At 31.2% G+C, this 22,020-nt stretch carries 19 protein-coding genes and 2 tRNA genes; 14 read left to right on the top strand and 7 right to left on the bottom strand.

Annotated features, from left to right (window positions below; translation table 11 throughout):
• Positions 1-14 precede the first annotated feature (14 nt).
• The 4 genes from ACQY1Q_RS04855 to ACQY1Q_RS04840 all read left to right on the top strand — a co-directional run bounded on the left by ACQY1Q_RS04855 (position 15) and on the right by ACQY1Q_RS04840 (position 3,658).
• On the top strand, positions 15-737 hold the full coding sequence (locus tag ACQY1Q_RS04855; RefSeq protein WP_431004160.1) for a rhomboid family intramembrane serine protease: 723 nt from the start codon (positions 15-17) through the stop codon (positions 735-737).
• A 33-nt stretch (positions 738-770) separates the two neighbouring features.
• Entirely contained in the window at positions 771-1,637 is an 867-nt protein-coding gene (locus ACQY1Q_RS04850; protein ID WP_431004159.1) for a rhomboid family intramembrane serine protease, read from the top strand.
• Positions 1,638-2,651 carry an endonuclease/exonuclease/phosphatase family protein gene (locus ACQY1Q_RS04845; RefSeq protein WP_431004158.1) on the top strand — a complete coding sequence of 338 codons (1,014 nt, stop codon included), beginning with the start codon at positions 1,638-1,640 and terminating at the stop codon, positions 2,649-2,651. It begins immediately after the preceding gene.
• Between the two features lie 137 nt (positions 2,652-2,788).
• Positions 2,789-3,658, top strand: coding sequence for a cation diffusion facilitator family transporter (locus tag ACQY1Q_RS04840; RefSeq protein WP_431004157.1), 870 nt, complete (start codon positions 2,789-2,791; stop codon positions 3,656-3,658).
• Positions 3,659-3,734: 76 nt separating this feature from the next.
• Here ACQY1Q_RS04840 and ACQY1Q_RS04835 read toward each other — a convergent pair whose 3' ends face one another.
• Positions 3,735-7,406, bottom strand: a complete 3,672-nt coding sequence (locus ACQY1Q_RS04835; RefSeq protein ID WP_431004156.1) for a basic secretory protein-like protein — start codon at positions 7,404-7,406, stop codon at positions 3,735-3,737.
• Between the two features lie 769 nt (positions 7,407-8,175).
• Positions 8,176-8,661: an Lrp/AsnC family transcriptional regulator gene (locus ACQY1Q_RS04830; protein ID WP_431004155.1), complete on the bottom strand. Its 486-nt coding sequence runs from the start codon at positions 8,659-8,661 to the stop codon at positions 8,176-8,178.
• A 141-nt stretch (positions 8,662-8,802) separates the two neighbouring features.
• On the opposite strand from ACQY1Q_RS04830, the gene metE reads away from it, so the two are divergent.
• Both metE and ACQY1Q_RS04820 read left to right on the top strand, forming a co-directional pair.
• Positions 8,803-11,103 (top strand): 5-methyltetrahydropteroyltriglutamate--homocysteine S-methyltransferase, encoded by a 2,301-nt coding sequence (gene metE, locus ACQY1Q_RS04825; protein ID WP_431004154.1) that lies wholly within the window; start codon positions 8,803-8,805, stop codon positions 11,101-11,103.
• Positions 11,104-11,277: 174 nt separating this feature from the next.
• On the top strand, positions 11,278-11,970 hold the full coding sequence (locus ACQY1Q_RS04820) for a nitroreductase family protein (RefSeq protein ID WP_431004153.1): 693 nt from the start codon (positions 11,278-11,280) through the stop codon (positions 11,968-11,970).
• Between the two features lie 75 nt (positions 11,971-12,045).
• Here ACQY1Q_RS04820 and ACQY1Q_RS04815 read toward each other — a convergent pair whose 3' ends face one another.
• The 4 genes from ACQY1Q_RS04815 to ACQY1Q_RS04800 form a co-directional block, all read right to left on the bottom strand.
• Positions 12,046-12,411, bottom strand: coding sequence for a hypothetical protein (locus ACQY1Q_RS04815; RefSeq protein WP_431004152.1), 366 nt, complete (start codon positions 12,409-12,411; stop codon positions 12,046-12,048).
• Between the two features lie 229 nt (positions 12,412-12,640).
• Positions 12,641-14,206 (bottom strand): ABC transporter substrate-binding protein, encoded by a 1,566-nt coding sequence (locus ACQY1Q_RS04810; RefSeq protein WP_431004284.1) that lies wholly within the window; start codon positions 14,204-14,206, stop codon positions 12,641-12,643.
• 31 nt (positions 14,207-14,237) lie between these two features.
• Positions 14,238-14,750 carry a DUF4442 domain-containing protein gene (locus tag ACQY1Q_RS04805; RefSeq protein ID WP_431004151.1) on the bottom strand — a complete coding sequence of 171 codons (513 nt, stop codon included), beginning with the start codon at positions 14,748-14,750 and terminating at the stop codon, positions 14,238-14,240.
• A 47-nt stretch (positions 14,751-14,797) separates the two neighbouring features.
• A complete protein-coding gene (locus ACQY1Q_RS04800; protein ID WP_431004150.1) occupies positions 14,798-15,295 on the bottom strand; it encodes a GNAT family N-acetyltransferase in 498 nt (165 codons plus the stop codon).
• Positions 15,296-15,334: 39 nt separating this feature from the next.
• On the opposite strand from ACQY1Q_RS04800, the gene mtaB reads away from it, so the two are divergent.
• The 4 genes from mtaB to ACQY1Q_RS04780 all read left to right on the top strand — a co-directional run bounded on the left by mtaB (position 15,335) and on the right by ACQY1Q_RS04780 (position 19,176).
• The gene (mtaB, locus tag ACQY1Q_RS04795) at positions 15,335-16,651 is read left to right on the top strand and encodes a tRNA (N(6)-L-threonylcarbamoyladenosine(37)-C(2))-methylthiotransferase MtaB (RefSeq protein WP_431004149.1); all 1,317 of its coding nucleotides are present in this window, start codon (positions 15,335-15,337) and stop codon (positions 16,649-16,651) included.
• A gap of 164 nt (positions 16,652-16,815) precedes the next feature.
• The gene (locus ACQY1Q_RS04790; protein ID WP_431004148.1) at positions 16,816-17,580 is read left to right on the top strand and encodes a DUF6438 domain-containing protein; all 765 of its coding nucleotides are present in this window, start codon (positions 16,816-16,818) and stop codon (positions 17,578-17,580) included.
• The gene (locus ACQY1Q_RS04785; RefSeq protein WP_431004147.1) at positions 17,580-18,245 is read left to right on the top strand and encodes an alpha/beta hydrolase; all 666 of its coding nucleotides are present in this window, start codon (positions 17,580-17,582) and stop codon (positions 18,243-18,245) included. The genes ACQY1Q_RS04790 and ACQY1Q_RS04785 overlap by 1 nt, the downstream gene beginning before the upstream one ends.
• Before the next feature lie 28 nt (positions 18,246-18,273).
• Entirely contained in the window at positions 18,274-19,176 is a 903-nt protein-coding gene (locus tag ACQY1Q_RS04780; protein WP_431004146.1) for a lytic transglycosylase domain-containing protein, read from the top strand.
• Between the two features lie 209 nt (positions 19,177-19,385).
• Here ACQY1Q_RS04780 and ACQY1Q_RS04775 read toward each other — a convergent pair whose 3' ends face one another.
• The gene (locus ACQY1Q_RS04775) at positions 19,386-19,829 is read right to left on the bottom strand and encodes a GNAT family N-acetyltransferase (RefSeq protein ID WP_431004145.1); all 444 of its coding nucleotides are present in this window, start codon (positions 19,827-19,829) and stop codon (positions 19,386-19,388) included.
• Positions 19,830-19,910: 81 nt separating this feature from the next.
• Between ACQY1Q_RS04775 and ACQY1Q_RS04770 the strand changes: the two genes are divergently transcribed.
• The 4 genes from ACQY1Q_RS04770 (at position 19,911) to ACQY1Q_RS04755 (ending at position 21,039) form a co-directional block, all read left to right on the top strand.
• Positions 19,911-20,357, top strand: a complete 447-nt coding sequence (locus ACQY1Q_RS04770) for a GNAT family N-acetyltransferase (protein ID WP_431004144.1) — start codon at positions 19,911-19,913, stop codon at positions 20,355-20,357.
• 99 nt (positions 20,358-20,456) lie between these two features.
• Positions 20,457-20,657, top strand: a complete 201-nt coding sequence (locus ACQY1Q_RS04765) for a hypothetical protein (protein WP_431004143.1) — start codon at positions 20,457-20,459, stop codon at positions 20,655-20,657.
• Between the two features lie 193 nt (positions 20,658-20,850).
• A tRNA-Gly gene (locus tag ACQY1Q_RS04760) sits at positions 20,851-20,923 on the top strand.
• A 43-nt stretch (positions 20,924-20,966) separates the two neighbouring features.
• Positions 20,967-21,039, top strand: a tRNA-Gly gene (locus ACQY1Q_RS04755).
• The last annotated feature ends 981 nt before the right edge of the window (positions 21,040-22,020 follow it).

Genomic DNA, 22,020 nt, shown 5'->3' with positions numbered 1-22,020 from the left:
TAAAAAACACTAAAATGCCTAAATTAACAGATGCTATTAAGCATTTAATTATTATAAACGTAATTATGTTTGTTGCTCCATTACTTTTAAAAATGGACTTGACAAATTTATTTGCCTTACACTTACCTCAAAACAAACACTTTGGAGTTTGGCAATATGTAACTCATATGTTTATGCATGCCAATGAATGGCATATTTTATTTAACATGTATGGTTTGTGGGCTTTTGGTACTCCTTTAGAGCATATGTGGGGAAGAAACAAGTTTTTATTTTTCTATTTTTCTGCTGGTATCGGTGCTGGTTTAATTTACACGCTTGTAAATTATTACCAATTTAATGGTATTTACGATCAGTTAATTAATATGGGAGTATCTGGGACTGAAATTCAACAAATATTAGATACCGGACAGTACAATGAAGCTGTGATTTCTCTTTCTAATAAAACAATGAGTGAGTTTTATGCTTTATATCACACGCCAGCTGTTGGTGCCTCAGGAGCTATTTACGGAGTATTAGTCGCTTTTGGTTTAGCTTTTCCTAATGCTAAGTTAGCTATGATATTTTTCCCGGTTCCTATTGCCGCTAAATACTTTATTCCGGGAATTATTCTTATTGATTTATTCTTTGGATTAACTAGCTACTCAATTGGTAATATTGCACATTTTGCTCATATAGGCGGGGCCATTATAGGGTTTATTATTGCTTGGTACTGGAAAAAAAATCAGTTTAAATATTAATAATTTAGCTCATTAATTCTCGTTTACCTTATTATGGATTTACTTGAAAACTTAAAACATCGATTTAAACATGCGGGTATAGTAGAAAAATTAATCTATATAAATCTGACAGTTTTTTTAGCTGTTTTTATTGTAAACACTTTTAGTTTTTTATTTCAATCTAAATCTAATTTTCTGGTTAAATGGTTAGCTTTACCTGCCGACATTAATGATTTTTTACTAAAACCTTGGACTATACTTACCTACGGTTTTTTACATGCTGATTTTATTCATATACTCTTTAATTTAATCGCCTTATTTTTTATAGGTCATTTATTTAAACAATATTTTACCTCTAAACAGTTACTTAATTTTTATTTGTTAGGAACGCTTTTCGGCGGTATCATATTTATTGCCAGCTATAATTTTTTTCCGGTATTTCAAAACGATACTGACAGAAGTGTATTATTAGGAGCTTCAGCTGGTATATCTGCTATTTTTATAGGAATTGCCACCTACATCCCTAATTACCAGTTAAAGTTTCCTTTAATTGGTTTTATAAAACTATGGATTTTAGCATGTATGTGGGTAGCCCTAGATATTATACAAATACCCGCCGGAAATGCAGGTGGACATCTTGCACACATTGGTGGAGCTTTATTGGGCTTTGTATATGTAAACTATGCCAGTAACAAAGAAATTGCTATATTTAAACCGCTAACTGATTTGTTTAAAAGGTATCCAAAAGAAACACCTTTAAAAACCGTATACAAATCCGGTCAGAAAACAACCTACTCAACAAAATCTAAATCTAAAAACCAACAAGAAATTGATGCTATTTTAGATAAAATAAGTAAATCCGGTTACGAAACTCTTTCTAAGGAAGAAAAGGAATTTTTATTTAAACAAGGAAAAAATTAGATGAAAAAAAATTCGATTTTTAGTGCTCTTTTGTTTTTTATTAACTCAGTTACTGCTACGGCATTATTAGTCTCTTATTTTCTTCCTTACATATCACCAAAAACATTTCCGTCATTAACCGTTTTTAGCTTATTTGTACCTTTTTTAGTCCTTACTAATTTAGGATTTCTTATTTACTGGCTTATAAAACTTCATAAAAATGCCTTATTATCAACACTTGTATTGCTAATAGGATGGTTTTTGGCGCCTCCCTTAATTAAATTTTCAAACAAAGAAGTAGTTCTTACGAACGATTTAAAAGTAATGAGTTACAATGTTAGAATGTTTAATTATTATAAATGGAATGATGATATAACTACTGAACAAAAAATTTACGAGTTCATTAATAATGAATCTCCAGACATTATTGCGTTGCAAGAATTTTATCAATCTGATTTAATAGACATCAGACTTCCATATAAATACATCAAAACAAAATCGACAACAAATAAGTTTGGATTAGCAATTTATTCTAAGTACCCTATAGTTAATTCAGGTTCTTTAAACTTTGAAAAAAGTGCTAACAATACTATTTTTATTGATATTCTTAAAAATTACGATACTATTCGAGTATATAATGTGCATTTAGAATCGTTAAAAATCAACCCTAATAAAGAAAATTTCGGTGAAAAAAGTTCTGAACGTTTGTTTAAACGATTATCTATCGGGTTTCAAAAACAAGTAGAACAAACGGAACGCATCATACAACACGAATATAGTTGGAAGGGTAAAAAAATAATTTGTGGCGACTTTAACAATACGGCTTACTCTTGGGCTTATAAAAAGTTAGCTAAAAATAAAAAAGACGCATTTATTGAAAAAGGTTTAGGCTTAGGAAAAACCTTTCGTTATATCTATCCTATGCGTATTGATTTTATCATAACAGATGATAAAGCCAATATCAATCAATTTAAAACCTACAATAAGATTAAACTTTCAGACCACTACCCTATTATGGGGCGTTTAAACTGGTAAACTTTTCTTCAGTTTTTAAAAGAAGGACATTTAACAATACCTCAACAACATTTCACTCAGCTAAATACAGAATTGCAATAATTATTTATTGAAAAAGAAACATCTAAAGAAAATTCTTTTTATACATTTGATACCTTATGAGCAATGAAAAAACAGCTATTAAGGCTATTTATTTTAGTATTATTGGAAACACCTGCTTAGCTTTAATTAAAGGAATAGCCGGTTTTTTTGGTAATTCGTATGCTTTAATTGCTGATGCTATAGAATCTACCACGGATATTTTTTCTTCTCTTTTAGTCCTTTTTGGTTTGAAATATGCCAAGCGTCCTGCTGACAAAAATCATCCTTACGGGCATGGAAAAATTGAGCCTTTAATTACATTTATTGTGGTGGCTATTTTGGTTACTTCGGCAACAATCATTGCTTACGAAAGTATTTTAAACATCCAAACGCCTCATAAAACGCCAAAATCATGGACTTTATTTGTATTAGGCGCCATTATTTTATGGAAAGAAATTTCGTTTCAAATTGTTCTTAAAAAGAGTAAAATAACTCATAGTTCTTCTCTTAAAGCCGACGCTTGGCACCATAGAAGTGATGCTATTACCTCTGTAATGGCTTTTATTGGTATTTCTATTGCGCTAATATTTGGTGAAGGCTATGAAACCGCAGATGATTGGGCTTCATTACTTGCATCTACTTTTATTTTATATAATAGTTATTTAATATTCAGGCCTGCATTGGGTGAAATAATGGATGAACACCTTTATGATGATCTTATTGATGAAATCAGAAAAAAATCACTTCAGGTTAACGGGGTTTTAGGTACTGAAAAATGTTTTATTCGTAAAGCCGGCATGAAATATCATGTTGACTTGCATGTTATTGTTAACGGTAAAATTTCAGTAAAGGAAGGACATGATATAGCACATGAACTTAAAGATTTTTTAATGTCGGAAATTTCAAATTTAGCCCACATACTTATCCATATTGAGCCGGATGAATAACTGCATAAAAAAATTCCGAAGTTGAATAACTTCGGAATTATAAAAAGAACCTATATACTACTAATCAGCTAATATATTACCTGAATTTTTTAACAATTAATTTTTTAACTACCCCGTCTATTTCCAACAAATAAACTCCGGTTGGTAAATTTATATCTAGAGTTACGTTATCATTTTGAGTAAAATTAACTTGAGCTTTAGAAAAAAGCACAATTCCTTGTAATGAACGAATATTAACGGTTGTTACTTTAGATTTTGGATAAACAATAGTAACTTCATTATCTATTGGGTTAGGATAAAACTTAAAAGATGGCGTATTATTTCCTGTTTTTTCTAATGATTCTGTTACAGTATTAGTTCTTAAACTTTCAGAACAATCAAGTACCCAAGGGTAATTTCCGTCATAATCTAACTTTCCTCCATTATTAATAAAAGCCGCATATGCATTCCATACCTCTTGCACCCCTTTTCCTAAAATAGTTTTAAATGCATTATCAAATGACCAAGATTGTCCTAAGCTTTTGGCAGCCTTATTAAATTTATACACAAAATTCTTATCGTATTTTTGTGACACATAGTGTAAAAAGAAACCTGTTGTAGCGTAACCTGTTAACCATTTTTTACTATTATTTACATCCGGTTTTTTTGTTTGATGAAATCCAGCATGTATTCTAACAGCGTCTGCTATTCCTTCAGTATAAGCCCAAAAAGGTGAAGAACCATCATAAGTTCCTCCAACAATTGGCGAATTGTTATACCCGTGAGTTACTTCATGATATAAAATTCCGTCAATTTCATCTTTTATTACCTGAGGATTATTTCCTGAATTTTGATAAATTCTAGCCAAATGTTGCGTACTTACCTCTATTCCAATAACATCACCATCTCCATACTTACGAGCTACAAAGTTCTCATTTTTCAACTCAAAAGTTAATTGTCTGAATTTAGGAGCATCTGCCGATTTTCGATATAAAATTTTAGCTACATCCAAACAACGTTGTTGCATATAACTTTTCGGATTAGGAATTACTTGATGAAATATTCTGGAACCGGTAGTAACTCCGTCATTATCTTTAAAAATTACATTCGGAGTTAAAAAATTAGTTCCCCAATCACAATTAGTTCCTCCGGTCCCTGAAACAGTTATGTACCCATTTTTAATTTCTGTATCTGAACCTTCAGAATTGGTAGCTTTTAACGTTACCTTATATATACCGGCATTAGCATAAACTACCACAGGGTTTACACTTGTACTTCCGGAAGGATTACCACCTTCAAACGTCCATAAATAATGTGTCCCATTTGCAGATTTATTAGTAAATGCCACACTTTCATTCTGGTTTATTGTTCTTCTATTTGCTGTAAAATCGGCTATTGGTAATTTTACATTCCCTGCACCTTCATTACCAAATATTTCTAACTCTGCTAGCTGAAATAGGCTTCCGGAAGTATTATTAAACTTAAATCTAACTTTTGTAAAACCTGAGCCGGTAGTGAATGTGAATTCTTTTTTCTCTTTTCTATTCGTAAAACGATGATTGGATCTTCTATCTATTTCTACCCAAGTAGTTCCATTATTACTTCCTTCTAACACCCAACTTGAAGGATCTCTTTCCGGAGCATCATTTGCTGAAGTCAAGCTATAACCAGTTAACACATAGCTTTTTGAAAAACTATAAGTAACCGTTGTAGTTGGATTAAATGTTAAATATTTTGTGTTACTGCTGTTATCAATCAAATTAGCTATTGATTCGTATGACGGACTGTTGTTATTAGATTCACTAATAGTTCCGCCCGGTTGTGTTAAGTCGGTTTGATTTCCATTTGGAGGCGTTATACTTCCTTCTTTACCAAAAATTTCTAATTCTGCTAGTTGAAATACAGTTCCGGAAGTATTATTAAATTTAAATCGAACTTTTGAAAAACCTAAGCTGGTAGTGAATGTAAATTCTTTTTTCTCTTTTCGGTTGCTAAAACGATGATTAGATCTTCTATCTACTTCTACCCAAGTAGTTCCATCATTACTACCCTCTAATACCCAACTTGAAGGATCTCTTTCCGGAGCGTCATTTGCTGAAGTTAAAGTATATCCGCTTAACACATAATTTTTTGAAAAATTGTACGTAACTGTAGCGGCTGCATTAAATGTTAAGTATTTTGTATTGCTACTATTATCAATTAAATTAGCTATTGATTCGTATGACGGACTGTTATTATTAGATTCACTAATAGCTCCTCCGGGTTGCGTTAAATCTTGATTAGTATTTGATGGTGGCAGACTTATTATACTTTTTCCGCCATACACTTTTAATTCATTAATTGAGTATCCAAAACTGGCTGCAGATCTCTTTATTCCTTTAATTCTCACATATCTTCCTGTACCATTTACAGGTATAAAATTATAATTATCAAAGTTGTTTTGAATAGTTTTTGCTGTAGTCCAGTTAACTCCGTTTTCAGATGTTTGTACTTCATAATTTTTTGCTCCCATCATAAAACTACAGCAAGAGAACCATGAAACAGCCACACCACAAATATCTGAACTGTTTTGTAAATCAACCGTTAGCCATTCGTTATCAGAAAAATTACTAGACCATCTTGTATTTTCATTACCATCTACCGCATTGCTTGCATTAAATTCACTTTTTTCAGTAGATGATACAGTTACAGGCTTGCTTTTAGCTATATTCCCTTGATCACCACAATCATTAACTGTAATCGTTACCTCTTTTCTTGCACCTCCTTTATAATTTTTAGCTTCTAAAGTAATTTTATAAACTCCCGGAGTATCAAAAGCTATTTTGAAATGTTTTGAATTAGTAAACCCAACACAACTTTTTCCTGAATAAAACCAAGCTGATTCTAAATAATTTGTTGACGTATTGGTAATAGATACTTCTTCTCCAACTTTTACAACAGTTTTATTCGTATTAAAGTTAGCTACAGGTGTCGATATATTTGCTCTATCATTGCTTACGCTTGTTGTGTACTCATTCCACAATTGTTCTATGCTTTTCCCTACTACAATTTGTTCCGTTGCTTTTTTGAATGACCATGGGTTTATTGTTGTACATGATTGGTTTAGTTTATAAGCAAAATCCGGATATCTATTGTTTAAATAGTTAATAAAAAAAGCAGAACCATTATATCCTTTTAGCCATTTATAATTGGTATCTATAGTAATATCTGCTTGTGTTGAATACTTTTCCTGTAAACGAACATAATCAGCAATACCTTCAATAAAACCAAAAAAATCAGTTCCTTCTTTATATTCTCCTGCATTTTGAGGTACATGGCTATAAGCATGGGTTACTTCATGAGTCAGTGTACCCCCAATCTCAGCTAGTAACTCTTCTTTACTTTGCTTTAAAACCATCATTAAATAATGGGTACTATTTTGAATTCTAATGCGCGGCGGATTACCACTTTTTGCGGCAATTCCTCCACAGTAGTTAGGATCAAAAACCAATTCTAAATCGGTAAAATTGGGCACTTCTTGCGGATTTTTATACAGTCGTTTTACTACGGATAAAATTCGAGCATTATAAAATGCGGTTCTCTCTGCTTGGCTAAATCCTATAGCATTTAAAATAGCATCGGCACTATTATTAGTTCCGGCTCCTTCGTCAATTACAGTAACTGTGGGATACCTAAAATTATCCCATACTGATTGTGCTTTTACTTCTGTTAGCCAACAAATTGCTAACAGTAAAAAAATCCATTGTTTTTTTACATACTTTCTTTTCATTTTAAGAAGGGTTTTTAATTAATACTTATTAAAATGTTATTTTTCTATTAACATTTATTCCGCAATATTAACGCAAGCCCTTCTCAAGCCGTGTTGTTTTAGTACATAAATAGCCTCAAATTCATGAATTTTATCTTCAACCCCTACATAAGCAATTAAAAAACAGCCTTTTAATGTATTTTATTATGTTTTTTAAAACTTGAATACAGAGTATTTAAAATGAAAAATCCCGATGATTTTAAAAACCACCGGGACAAAAAAACCATTAAAATTTAGCTATTTAACATATTATAACAACCTGATAATATGTATTTTCATGGTTAACCTAAACGTTCAAAATTAAACCTACCTTTTAAAAAGGTAGGCATCATAAAACAAATGAGTGCTTTTGATTTTGTGATTAATAACTACAGAGGCAATTATTTTACCACAGTAACGCAAATCAAAAACAAACTTCTAAACCCAATCAATTTTAGAAGCCTTCTCGTGGGGAGGATACAACTATAAGGTTTACTTACTTTTACATGGCAATTAATCCATTTTCTAAAAAAAACAATTAACCCGCCACAAAGGTACTTTACTCCATTTGTTTACTTCTATATCTTGTAAAAAACCACTCTAAAATTCATGAATTTTATAAAATAGTACCTTGAAAAGTATAAAGAGATCTTTTTATTGTTCATGGTAAATTCAGACCTATTAGCAAAACAATACAAAATGCTTTACGAACGCATCTTCATTCAAATCTTTCTTAAATTACAGCTATTGCTTAAAAATGTACAGAGTAAGTGTTTTTAATTTCTCCTATAACAAAAGTGCTATGTGCACTCCCTATATTTTCAATAATTCCCAACCTGTTTAGCACAAAATCCTGATAGTCTTTCATGTCTTTCACTCTCACTTTCAGCAAAAAATCATAATCTCCGGAAATATTGTAACACTCAGTTACTTCCGGCAATAACTGAATATCTTTTACAAACTTATTTCCTATATGTTTGGTGTGTTCTTTTAATGTAACACTACAAAAAACAATAAGTCCTCTATCTAACTTTTCCGCATCTAAAACAGCTACGTATTTTTTAATAAATCCTAGCTGTTCTAGTTTTTTTACTCGTTCAAAAACAGGTGATGGCGATAGGTTTACCTTTGCTGCCAGTACTTTCGTTGTAATATTTGAATTGTGCTGAAGTATGTTTAATATTCTTCTATCTATTTCATCTATATCATTAACAGATACAGAATATTTTTCTGTCATCCGATTCGTTTTTATTCATTAAAAGCAAAAATCACTTAAATAATACACTTTAACAAATAAAAACACCTAATTAATAGCTTTTTTAAGATGTTTAAACAACTCCATATAGTTTTGTTCAAAAAATATAACCAACACAAAATTATGAAGACCTCAGTTTTAGGATTTCCGAGAATCGGAAAAAAAAGAGAGTTAAAAAAAGCCTTAGAACTCTATTGGAAAGATAACATTAACCAAACAGAACTCATAGAAGTTGCTAAAAAGATAAAGCAAGAAAACTGGCTACTACAAAAAAATTCCGGAATCGATTTTATTGCTTCTAATGATTTTTCATTTTATGATCAGGTATTAGATACTTCTTTAATGGTTGGTTGTATTCCCGAACGTTTTAAAACTCTTGAGCATCAAGCCAATGAACTGGACTTATATTTTGCCATGGCTCGCGGTTATCAAAAAAATCAGCATGATGTGGTAGCCATGGAAATGACTAAATGGTTTGACACAAACTACCATTATTTGGTTCCTGAATTTGAAGAAAATCAAGAGTTCACCTTCTTTTCATCTAAGGTAATTCAAGAATATAAAGAAGCTAAAGAGTTAGGAATTGCTACCAAACCTGTACTTATAGGTCCGGTTACCTTTTTACATTTAGGAAAAAGTAAGCATCCCAATTTTAACAAGCTGTCTTTACTTGGTACATTACTCCCGGTTTACCTCTCGGTTATAGAACAGCTTTGCTTAGAAGGAGCTACTCACATTCAGTTTGACGAACCTTGTTTAGCTTTAGCTATTAATGAAGAACAACAGCAAGCATTGCAATTTGTATATACAGCCATTGCTACTAAATTTCCTGATTTGATTACCATAGTTACCAGCTATTTTAACGATTATGAAGATAATTTAACGACAGCTTTACAACTTCCGGTTAAAGCGTTACATCTTGATTTAATTGAAGCTCCTTTATTATTACACAAAGTACTTACACATACTTCTTTTTCAAAAAACACCATTCTATCATTAGGTGTTATTGACGGACGTAATATTTGGAAAAATAATTTTGAAACTTCTTTGCAATATATAGAGGAGGCTAAAAAACACCTGCCTTCTGAAAATATTTGGATTTCAACCTCTTGCTCTCTACTTCATTCTCCGTATGATCTTGATTTAGAAGACAACAATTTTAACATTCCTTCCGACATTAAAAACTGGTTAGCGTTTGCCAAACAAAAAATACAAGAGTTAACATCTTTACAAAAAATTATAGATGAAAACCAGCTTGATATTCTTGAAAAAAATAAAGAAGCCCTTCTTCAAAAAAAGAAATCTCTTAAAATTCATAACCCTCAGGTAAAAGTTAATACGCAACAAAAACTTTGTATAGAAAGAGAAAGCCCTTTTTATGTACGCCAGCAACTTCAAAAACACAACTTACAACTTCCGTTATTTCCTACCACAACTATTGGCTCATTCCCACAAACAAAAGAAGTTAGAAAGTGGAGAGCCGATTATAAAAAACAACATATTTCAGAAGATACATATGATGAATTATTAAGAAAAGAAACTGAAGCTACCATCCGTTTTCAAGAAAATATAGATTTAGATGTATTGGTGCATGGTGAATTTGAACGTAATGATATGGTTGAATATTTTGGTGAAAAACTAGAAGGTTTTGTTTTTACTCATTTCGGATGGGTACAAAGCTACGGATCACGCTGTGTAAAACCACCTATTATTTTTGGTGATGTTTACAGACCTGAGCCTATGACCGTAAAATGGGCTCAATATGCGCAATCATTAACCCAAAAACCGGTAAAAGGAATGCTAACAGGTCCGGTTACTATTTTACAATGGTCTTTTATCAGAAACGATCAACCTAAACAAGAAACTTGTAAACAAATAGCCTTAGCCATTCGTGAAGAGGTACTTGATTTAGAAAAAGCCGGAATTCAAATTATACAAATAGACGAGCCTGCTATTAGAGAAGGGTTACCATTACGTAAAAATCAATGGAGTTCTTACTTACAATGGGCTATTGACTGTTTTAAAATTACAGCTTCCGGTGTACAAAACACTACCCAAATTCATACGCATATGTGTTATTCGGAATTTAATGACATTATTAGCAGTATTGCTCATATGGATGCAGATGTGATTACCATTGAAACGTCTCGTTCTCATATGGAATTATTACATGCTTTTGTTGATTTTAAGTACCCTAATGAAATAGGACCGGGTGTCTACGACATTCATTCTCCAAGAGTTCCTACTTCAGAAGAAATTGAAACCTTATTAAAAAAAGCCATGCAAGTGTTGCCTCATGAAAATATATGGGTAAACCCGGATTGCGGTTTAAAAACGCGTAATTGGTCCGAAACCAAAACAGCCTTAGAAAACTTAGTAAACGTTGCTAAAAAGTTACGTAAAAAAACGGAAGTGTTGGTGTAATTCTTTCTTTTAAATTATTAAAACCCCAACAATCATTAAACATGCTTGTTGGGATTCTTCCAACTAAAAAATCATTTCCAGCTTTCATAAATTTATACTCTTACTTTTCTTAACTTTAGAATCAAGAATTTATTTACTGCTTAATTTTAAACACACAACTAAGAAAATAGTATTATGAGTCTTACTAAAACTAAAATTATAAAAGGGTATGAACATGTAGCCTACCTGCCTTTACAGTATTCAGAAGAAGAAATGATAAAAAGAAGTACTGCTTATTTAAATTGGCTAGACAAACGTAGATCCGTTAGAGAGTTTTCTGATCAACCAGTACCTAAAGAAGTGATAGAAAATATTATCCTCTCTGCTTCAACAGCTCCTTCGGGTGCCCATAAACAACCATGGACTTTTTGTGCTATTTCTAATCCTGAATTAAAATCACAAGTTAGAGAAGCTGCTGAAATTGAAGAAAAATTAGGATATGAGGTTCGTATGAGTGAACGCTGGAAACAGGATTTAGCGCATTTAGGAACCGATATGCATAAACCTTTTATTGAAACTGCTCCTTGGATTATTGTAGCTTTTAAAAGAGTTTATGAAATTGACGAAGATGGAGCTAAACATAACAATTATTATGTAAATGAGTCTGTAGGAATCGCTTCTGGAATGATGATTTCTGCCATTCATAATGCAGGTTTGGTAACTCTAACCCACACTCCTAGCCCTATGAATTTCTTAGCCAAACTACTTAACAGACCGGCAAATGAAAGGGCTTTTATTTTATTCCCTATAGGATATGCTGCAGAAGATGTTTATGTTCCTAAATTACAACGTAAACCTTTAGAGGAAGTCAGTTGTTTTTACGAATAAAAAAGAAACAGATGAAATCACTAGTATTTTTATAAATGATTTCATCTGTTTAATTATTGGTTAGTTGAAAAGACCTTACACAGTTTCTAACTGCTTAGACTTAATATACTCTTCTACTTGATCGTGAGGTATTTCTTTCACCGGAATTGTAAAATTTCCATTAGATCCTGAAATTATAATTTCACTTCTAAACATTCCCGGAAAAGTTCCTGATACTTTATATGGTGTAGTTCCTTTTCCTAGCGGACCTGTCCACCCCATTGCATCTATTCTTAATCCTCCTACAAAATGCGGGTCGCGCACTAAGTCAAATCCATAGGAATAATTTTGCGCATCTCCTTCTACATAAACGCTAAAAAATCCTGGTTCACCTAATCCTGTCCATACATAAACCGCTGAGCATTTTTCAGGGGTTACCGGTTGTTTACCATAAAATCCCATAATATGTTAGTTTTTAGTTTCCTACTCTTTTTAATAAAGGCTTTTCGGAGTTCGCCTAACTATAAATAAACTAGTAGCTACAGGTAAATTAATTAGTTACCTCAAAGTTCATAAAAACAATGCTTTAAAAAGGGAAAAATGGCATAAACGACTTATAATTAAGAACTAAACAAACCCGTTTAAGTATAAAAGGCTTAAAATTAAGTTTACCTCTTTTATATAAAAACGATTACTTTTTAGTTTTGGTAACTGTTTTTAAATGCAACATATCTATAGGGTTTATTCCTAAACCATGTACATTTTTTTGCATAAAACGAATTACTTCATCATAATATAACGGAATTACCGGAGCTTCAGCTATAATAATACTATCCATTTTTTGATACAGTAGGTACCTTAATTTTTCATCTACCTCTTGAATTGATTGTTCATATAAGGCATCAAAATCAGCGTTTTTAAAATGTGTATAATTAGGTCCGTTAGGCGTAAAGTTTTTACTGTAAAATAACGACAAGTAATTTTCTGCATCCGGGTAATCAGCTATCCAACTAGCTCTGAAAACGGGTAGTTTTCCATTAGCTTTTCCCTGTCGTAAAGTAGAAGGCGGAATAACATCAACCTTTGTATCAATACCTATTTTTTGAAGCTCTCGTTGTATAAATTCACATAAATCCAAATAATTACTATTGGTTGTTATAGTAAGTTGCGGATTTTGATTATTGGTTCCCTTCTTATATTGGGCAACCAGTTCTCTTGCTTTTTCAGGTTGATACTTATATCCTTGTTGGTTATTAAAAGAGGGCAATCCTTTGGGAATAAAACCGTTTTCAGCCGGTGTACCTATACCATTTCGTAAAAACCGAATCATTTTTTGCCTGTCAAAACCGTAATTAACGGCTTGTCGTATCAATTTTGATTGTGTAGGAGAATTAACTTTTTCATCAAAATATATTCCTAAATATTCGGTATTTAAATAAGCACCCGTTACCATTTTTATAGTGGTTGCATATTTGGGTTGTAAACTACCATCAGTATTCAAAATATCATCTTTATAAGAAGCATCTAAACTTTTCATAAAGTCAATATTTCCTTGGACAAATTGTAAAAACTCACTTTGTTTATCGGGTAAAAAAGTGATAGCTACTGCCTCCAAATACGGTAATTGATTTCCTTTGCTATCTTTTTCAAAATACAATGGGTTTTTTCGTAATACCAACTTTGTGTTTTCAACCCACAATTTAAAACGAAAAGGGCCCGTTCCAATAGGGTTTGCTCTAAACGTATTCCCAAAATAAATTACCGCTTCTTTAGGCACTACCGAGCAATATTTCATGGCTAATAACCCTAAAAACGGTGGAAAGGCTTGTTTTAAATGTATGGTAAATATTGAATCGTTTTCTGCCTTAAAAGCCGCTACATTTTGTAAAACCCAACCTCCAGGAGAAGCTACATCTTTATCTAAAAGTCGTTGAAAAGAATATTCAAAATCACTTGCTTTAACCTTTCTTGTTTTAGCCGTTCCAAATACTTCATGCTCATGAAAAAACACATCGTTTCTAAGTGTAAATTCATAGGTTTTTCCTTCGTTTGAAATAGTCCATTTTTTTGCTATATCCGGTTGCACCCGTAAACTATCATCCAATTGTACCAAGCCGTTAAACAACTGGTTAACTGCCCAAATATTACGCTGGTCTTTAGCAAAAGCAGGATCGAGTGAGGTTATATTAGAATGCTCATTATAACGAAAAACCTGTGTATCAGAATACGCTGTTTTTCTTTCTCCGCATGACAACATAAGTAATACGGTACAGAGAATTAAAAAAACACTATTTTTTCTTACGCTTATTTTTATAATAGATTTTATCTGCAATGTATATGGTTTTAGAAACTTCAGCGAATACTGTTGAAGCCTCTTTATTTATTATTTGTATTTCTTTTACTATGTTAATTTCTTTTTCTTCAACTACTCTTTCTTTTATTTTTTCAATCTCTTCCTGAGTAAAAATAAAATCTACGTACGCATCTTCTTTAGCAGGTCTTTTAAACTTTATAGTAGCCTCTTTATCCCAAACCACATATTCATCGCCCAAAATATGTATTAATTGTATCATAAATACCGGATCCGTTGCAGAAAATAAACTTCCTCCAAAAATGGATCCTACATAATTTTTGTTTTTATAGGTTATAGGAATTTTCACCTTCGCTTGTAATAAATCGTCAGAAACAAAAGCAATTCTTCCTGTAGACCGTTTATACATAGGCGAATAATTAAAGCCATATTTAAAAATGGTACTTCCTTTTACATACTTTTTTAAAAAATTTGAAATTACTGCATACATCTTTCTTATTTCTTTTTATAAGCTAACACTCATTAACTAACTACATTTTATAAATACAACTCATATTTGGTTTCCGGCAAACCTATATCATCACTAATAAACTTTTTTACTTGCTTAAAATTATAGTATTCTAATACTTTTGCTGAAGCCTTATTTTCATCTACTACGTACCCTATTATTTTTGTTAAGTTTACCAATTTGCAATATGTTATTAATCCTCCACATACTTCTTTTGCATAGCCATTATACCAATACTTTTCTATAAACCTATATCCAATTTCATCTTCCTCATTGGTTTTTACAAGTGCAACAGTTCCTATAAACTCTTTATCTGATTTTCGTTCAACAGCATAAATCCAAAAGGTATTTTCAAACTCATCATACTTCTCTATCAGATTTTCCAACTCTTCTTCGCATTCCAGAAAAGTTTTTACTTCACCCGTTGCATACTGTAATACTTTCGGATTACTTTCCAATTCATAAAAGCCTTCTAAATCAGTAATTTTCAGTTTTCTAACTAATAATCTTTTAGTTTCAAAAATCATGATTAATGTCGTATTTTTGCAAACCATAAATGTACAGGAATGAATGCAGATAAAAAAGTAGCTTTTTATACTTTAGGTTGTAAACTAAATTTTTCAGAAACATCAACCATTGCCAGAAGTTTTGTGAATGAAGGATTTGAGCGTGTAGATTTTGAAGAAAAAGCAGATGTATATGTTATTAACACGTGCTCTGTTACTGATAATGCAGATAAACGATTTAAAACTATTGTAAAATCTGCTCTTAAACAAAATAATCAAGCTTTTATTATAGGTGTTGGTTGTTATGCACAATTAAAACCGGAAGAATTAGCTGCTGTAGATGGTGTAGATTTAGTATTAGGAGCTACAGAAAAATTTAATGTTACCAGTTATATTAACGATTTAACTAAAAATGAAATCGGTGAGGTACATTCTTGTGAAATTGAAGATGCTGATTTTTATGTAGGGTCCTATTCTATTGGCGACAGAACTCGTGCTTTTTTAAAAGTACAAGACGGTTGTGATTATAAATGTACCTATTGCACTATCCCTTTAGCAAGAGGTATTTCTCGTAGTGACACTCTGGAAAACGTATTAAAAAACGCTAAAGAAATTTCAGAAAAGGGAATTAAAGAAATTGTATTAACCGGGGTTAATATTGGTGATTATGGTAAAGGAGAGTTTGGTAATAAAAAACATGAACATACTTTTTTAGAATTGGTTCAGGCATTAGATACAGTTGAAGGTATACATCGTTTACGTATTTCATCTATTGAGCCTAACTTACTAAAAGATGAAACCATTGAATTTGTAGCCAACTCAAACATTTTTGTTCCGCATTTTCACATTCCCTTACAATCCGGAAGTGATACTTTATTAAAAAGAATGAAACGCCGTTACTTACGTAAAGTATATACTGATAGAGTTGCTAAAATTCGCGAAGTAATGCCTGATGCATGTATTGGTGTAGATGTTATTGTTGGGTTCCCCGGAGAAACAGATGAACTTTTCTTAGAAACTTATACTTACTTAAGTGAGTTAGATATTTCTTATCTACATGTTTTTACGTATTCTGAAAGGCCCAATACAGAAGCCATAGATATGGACGGAGTGGTTTCAAAAAATATAAGAACTAAACGCAGTAAAATGTTAAGAGGCTTATCGGTAAAAAAGAGACGCGCCTTTTATGAAAGTCAATTAGGAAATACATTAACTGTTTTATTTGAAAGTGAAAACAAAGAGGGATATATTCATGGATTTACTGAAAACTACGTAAAAGTAAAAACACCTTGGAATCCTGAACTAGTGAATACGTTACATACAGTTACCTTAACTCAAATTGATGAAGACGGCTTAGTTCGATTTGATTTTTGCTAGCACAAAATAACCAAATGAAGTTACGCTTGTTTTATTTAGCACTAACTTCATTTGACTTTTACTTCTCTTAATTTTTCAAATTCTTTTCATCCTACACTCTTTTATTTCCTGAAAAATAGCGTATTTTTAATGTGATTTTTTCCACCTAACAAAAAATACAGATTATGAAATACCTTTTATTTGCACCGCTTTTATTAGCTCTTACTTGTAGTTCTCCTAAAAAAGAAAATTCGGTACAACCTTCTAATGAAGCTTCTGAAGAAACAACTACCATACAAAAAGAAGAAAATAAAGAAAAGCCTATACCGGTCAAAAATTACAGCAATGAATTAATTGTTATTTTAAAAGACCCAAAACATAGTGATGATGCTATGGCACTAATTAAAAATAGCAGTTTACAATGGACAGATGCTGATTACAATTCTAAAACCACTAAAATAGGTATTGTAACACTTCCAGATGAAGATAGAGATACATGGATACAACGATTACAACAAACCGGAGAATTTAAGTTTGTAGGTAAAAACGGAAAAGAAGTCTTAAAAAACATAATAGCTAAAGAAGAAAACAAGTTAATTTCTTTAAGAAAAACGGCTTGCTTTGGAGATTGTCCGGTATATGAAGTTTCTATTGATAAAGACGGAAATGTTACTTATAACGGAATTCAATATGTACTTGAAGAAGGTATTAGAGAATTTAAATTAACAGACGAAGAGTTAAAAACGTTAAATGATAAACTATCTAAAAAAGACTTTAGTAGTTTTAAGGATTCTTATGACAACCCTGATGTAATGGACTTAGCAAGTACGTATATAACTCATGATAACAAACAAATTCAAATTCGTTTATGGAAAGATATTCCTGATGAATTAATTGATATACATGAATATATAGGAGATTTGTTATTAAAAAGAAAGTTCTTTGAATAATGCCTAAAACACATTTGTATTTTGTTCCTGGTTTAGCTGCCAATACAAAGATTTTTGAGTACATATCATTGCCTCAAGAACATTTTGAACTTCATTTTTTAGAATGGATTTTACCCTCAGATACTAATGAAAGTATTGAATCGTATGCTAAACGTATGTGTAACTTTATACAACATGAAAATCCGGTTTTAATTGGAGTTTCATTTGGAGGTATCATGGTTCAGGAAATGAGTAAACATATTTCCTGTAAAAAAGTAATTATAATTTCAAGTATTAAAAACAACAAAGAGCTACCTAAACGTTTAAGATTAGCGCAAGTTACCAAAGCCTATAAGTTGTTTCCTACTAAAGTAGTATCTAATATTGAGAAATACGAAAATTACTTTTTTAACGATTACCTAAAAAAAAGAGCAGAACTTTATAAAATATATCTATCGGTTAGAAACGAAAACTATTTGCATTGGGCCATATACAATGTTTTGCATTGGCAACAATCAGAATGTCATCCGGATATTGTTCACATTCATGGAAATAAAGATGAAATTTTTCCTGTTAAAAATATTAATAACGCCATAATTATTGAAAACGGTACACATGTTATGATTATAAACAAAGCAAAAACTATCTCAAAAATTTTAGAAAGGGAATGTTTTTTGCTAAATTAGTAGTGATAACAATTAAAAGAAAAGGATTATGAATAAAGCATTACGATTATTATCGATCATCTCTATAACTTCTATAGCTACTTTACTTGTGAACACCATTAGTAAAGAAAACGAACCTGAAGTAAAAAATGTAGCTGAAAGCTACGAGATTAAGGCTGTTAAACTACCTGATAGTATGAACTTGGCAGGTGAATTAGTTCCTCTAGACAGACCTGATATCAGAGAACGTATGGATAGAGAGTTGTTAGTAAATACATACTGGCAATCAAACGGTCTGTTATTAATAAAACGAGCTCATAAATATTTCCCTGTAATTGAGCCTTTACTTGCTAAATATGGTTTACCGGACGATTTTAAATACTTATCATTAGCTGAAAGCGGACTTATGAATGTTAAATCGTATGCGGGTGCCGCCGGTTTTTGGCAATTTCTTAAAGGCACAGCCAGGGAATACGGACTAGAGGTAAATGACAATGTGGATGAACGTTATCACTTAGAAAAAGCAACAAGAATAGCGGCAGAATATTTAAAAAAATCAAAAGAAAAATTTGGCTCTTGGACCTTAGCAGCTGCAGCTTATAATGCTGGTGATGGTAGAATTTCTCAACGCTTAAATGAACAACAAGTTACTAACTATTTTGATTTATTATTAAATGAAGAAACTTCTCGATATGTATTCAGAATTCTTGCTTTAAAAGAAATCATTTCTAATCCTACAAAATATGGTTTTGTATTTAACCAAGAAGATTTATATAAGCCTACAAAAACATATGAAGTAGCTATAGATACAGCCATTACTGATATTGCAAGTTTTGCTAAAGGATTTGGAGTTACTTATAAAGACTTAAAATTGGAGAATCCTTGGTTAAGAGAAACAAACCTTAATAACAAAAGTAGAAAACTATATTTTATTAAAATCCCTACCAAATAATGAATAAAATACTTCCTTATCTTTATATAGCTATTGGAACCTTAATAATTATATCAACCGTTCATACAATTTTTCAAAATCATGACTCTTACAGAATATTATTTAATTTTCACACAGAAAATAAATTTATATTTCTATTAGTAAGAGCTTTGTTTGCTAGTTGGTTTTTGTTTGATGGTATAAAAAAGCTAAAAAATCCAAGCTAATATTTATAAGTCAACAAACATCATATAATGAGGGCCTACTTTTTCAACCATAAATAAATTACCTGTTACTTTAAAACCTAATTTTTCGTAAAAAGTAGTGGCCTCTTTTCTTGCATTACACCATAATACTTCAATTCCTTTTTCTTTCAAAACCTCAATAGCAAATTCAATAATTTTTCTACCCGCACCTTTTCCTCTAACTACAGGCAGTGTTGCCATTCCACGCAATTGATATTGATTGGATTTAAAAAGTGAATTAGTGCTCATCATAAATGTTGCCACTCCTACTAAATTTCCTTCTACAAAAGCCCCCAAATGAATACTCTCTTCATCTAAATCCCCTGCAAACTCATACGGTAAATCAATGCCTTTTCTTAGCACTTCCTTACGAATAGAATACGTATCTTTTGCTTTAACTTTTTTAACTGTAATGTCCATTTTAATCATAATTATACAGTAAATTCACACAAAAATAAGAACAAAATATTCTTATTGAATTAAAACACACAAAAGCTTTAATTTTTAATAATGAATTTAACGTTTAAACCTATTGAGAGTAATAATATTTCTCAAATTATGCCTTTACTAACATTAGTTAATACAACTACTCCGATACATTTGCTGGAACAACGAATACAAGAAATGATTACTTATCCTAATTACGAATGTGTTGGTGTTTATGATGATGAAAAACTAATAGGTATTTCCGGGTTATGGTATAGTACACGACATTATATTGGTAAGAGTGTAGAACCAGACCACGTAGTAATAGATGAATCTTATAGAGGTAAAAATATAGGAAAACTATTTTTTAATTGGATTTATGAATACACAAAGAAAAAAGGCTGCGTAGCCATTGAATTAAACACCTATTCCGGTAATAGAAAGTCTCATAAGTTTTATTATAATGAAGGCTTTGAAATTTATGGATTTCATTTTGTAAAAGTTCTAAGAGAAGATCAAAAGTTTTATTAAGATTTATTTTACAGTTTTTCATTACTTTTTGTACGGTTTTTAATTTTGCTGATATTTTTTTTCTTGTTAGTTTTCAATTAACTTTAAAACTAAAATTCCATGTTAAAAAACATTTCAAATTTGGGTAAAACCCTAAACAAAGCAGAACAACAAACTATTAATGGAGGACAAACGATTTATCTTTTCGGACAAGACTGTTACAATCATTTTTGTACTGCTGAACCACTTCCATTACCAAATGGATATACTGCACTATGTGCTCATCCGTTTTCATGTTCTGACGGTATATTTCAACCATAAATTACTCACTAAATTTCAATTTATAGTTTAAACCATCTTAAAAAGATGGTTTTTTCATTTTAATTACTATAATTTTTTCTTAATTAAAAAACATATCATTTTCATCTTCTGAAAGTTATAAAAAAACATAAAAAATATTTAAAAAAAAGCTTGTAGATTCTAGAAAAAATTCTATCTTTGCAACCGCTTTACTGCGGGAGTAGCTCAGTTGGTAGAGCGTCAGCCTTCCAAGCTGAATGTCGCCGGTTCGAACCCGGTCTCCCGCTCAAATTTTTTAATACATAGCAAGAAATTGCAAAAAGCTTTACCGCGGGAGTAGCTCAGTTGGTAGAGCGTCAGCCTTCCAAGCTGAATGTCGCCGGTTCGAACCCGGTCTCCCGCTCAAATCCGAAACAATTATGTTTCGGATTTTTTATTTTTATATACTACATAACTTATTTTTAAACATAGTAACCAGCTTTGAAAATGTCATTTGACTAATACCTAAATAAAACAACAATTATTCAATACTCAATAGACTTATAAATAAACTTCTTATAAAAATTTCAAACCCCTAGATATTCTATCTAAAATAATAGGTATAACAAATTTGTCCAGCGGTATTGCGGAAGCTTTTATACTCACTATAATTTGCTTAATTACATTAGCGAGACCTTTATACCTTATATATTTCTTTAAGCGTTGTCGTTGAAACTACAAAATAGTTAACTAACAATACTGAAGTTTCCAAATCTCAATAGATAGACTAGACTTACTTAATCACTCTATAGAATATTTTAAGAAATAAGTATTTAAAGATGAAGGAATTACTTTTTTTAGAGCTTTCTATGAAACTTATTGTTCTGAGGTATTGTTAAAATGAATGAGAAATTTGATGTTCATATTAAAAAATAAAGAATTAATTGAAAAAGGAATTGATAAAAATGGGCGAAAGTTTTATAAAAGATATCATAATGAGAAGAAATAGCCAGCCAACACAACCAACCGTTTTTGTAATTCACACAAGTAACGCACAACCAAAAATTGCAAAAGAACTTATTTGTCTCCCAACTCTTTTTTACCAATCTTAAAAATTATTTTTTTCGAAAACATCAATACTTCGATTGAGTAGACTTGTGATTATAAAACTTGCTTTATTATATTTAAAATAATAACCACCATTAAAAACATTATTTTTATCATTCAAACAGTCTTTCTAAGCTAAGTAGACTTTACAATAAAGGTTTAAGTAATGAGGATAAAAAAAGGCTTAAAATAGGCTCCTTTTTAGTTGTAATAGTAGAGTAATCATATAAAACAAAAAACCTCATTACATCAAGTAATGAGGTTTATAAAGAAAGGCAACGACCTACTCTCCCACCTG

It is taken from the genome of Tenacibaculum sp. TC6, assembly GCF_050606265.1.
In the GTDB taxonomy this organism is placed as follows: Bacteria; Bacteroidota; Bacteroidia; order Flavobacteriales; family Flavobacteriaceae; genus Polaribacter.
The sequence above is the reverse complement of the archived record's forward strand: the minus strand, read 5'-3'. Positions and strand labels throughout refer to the sequence as shown.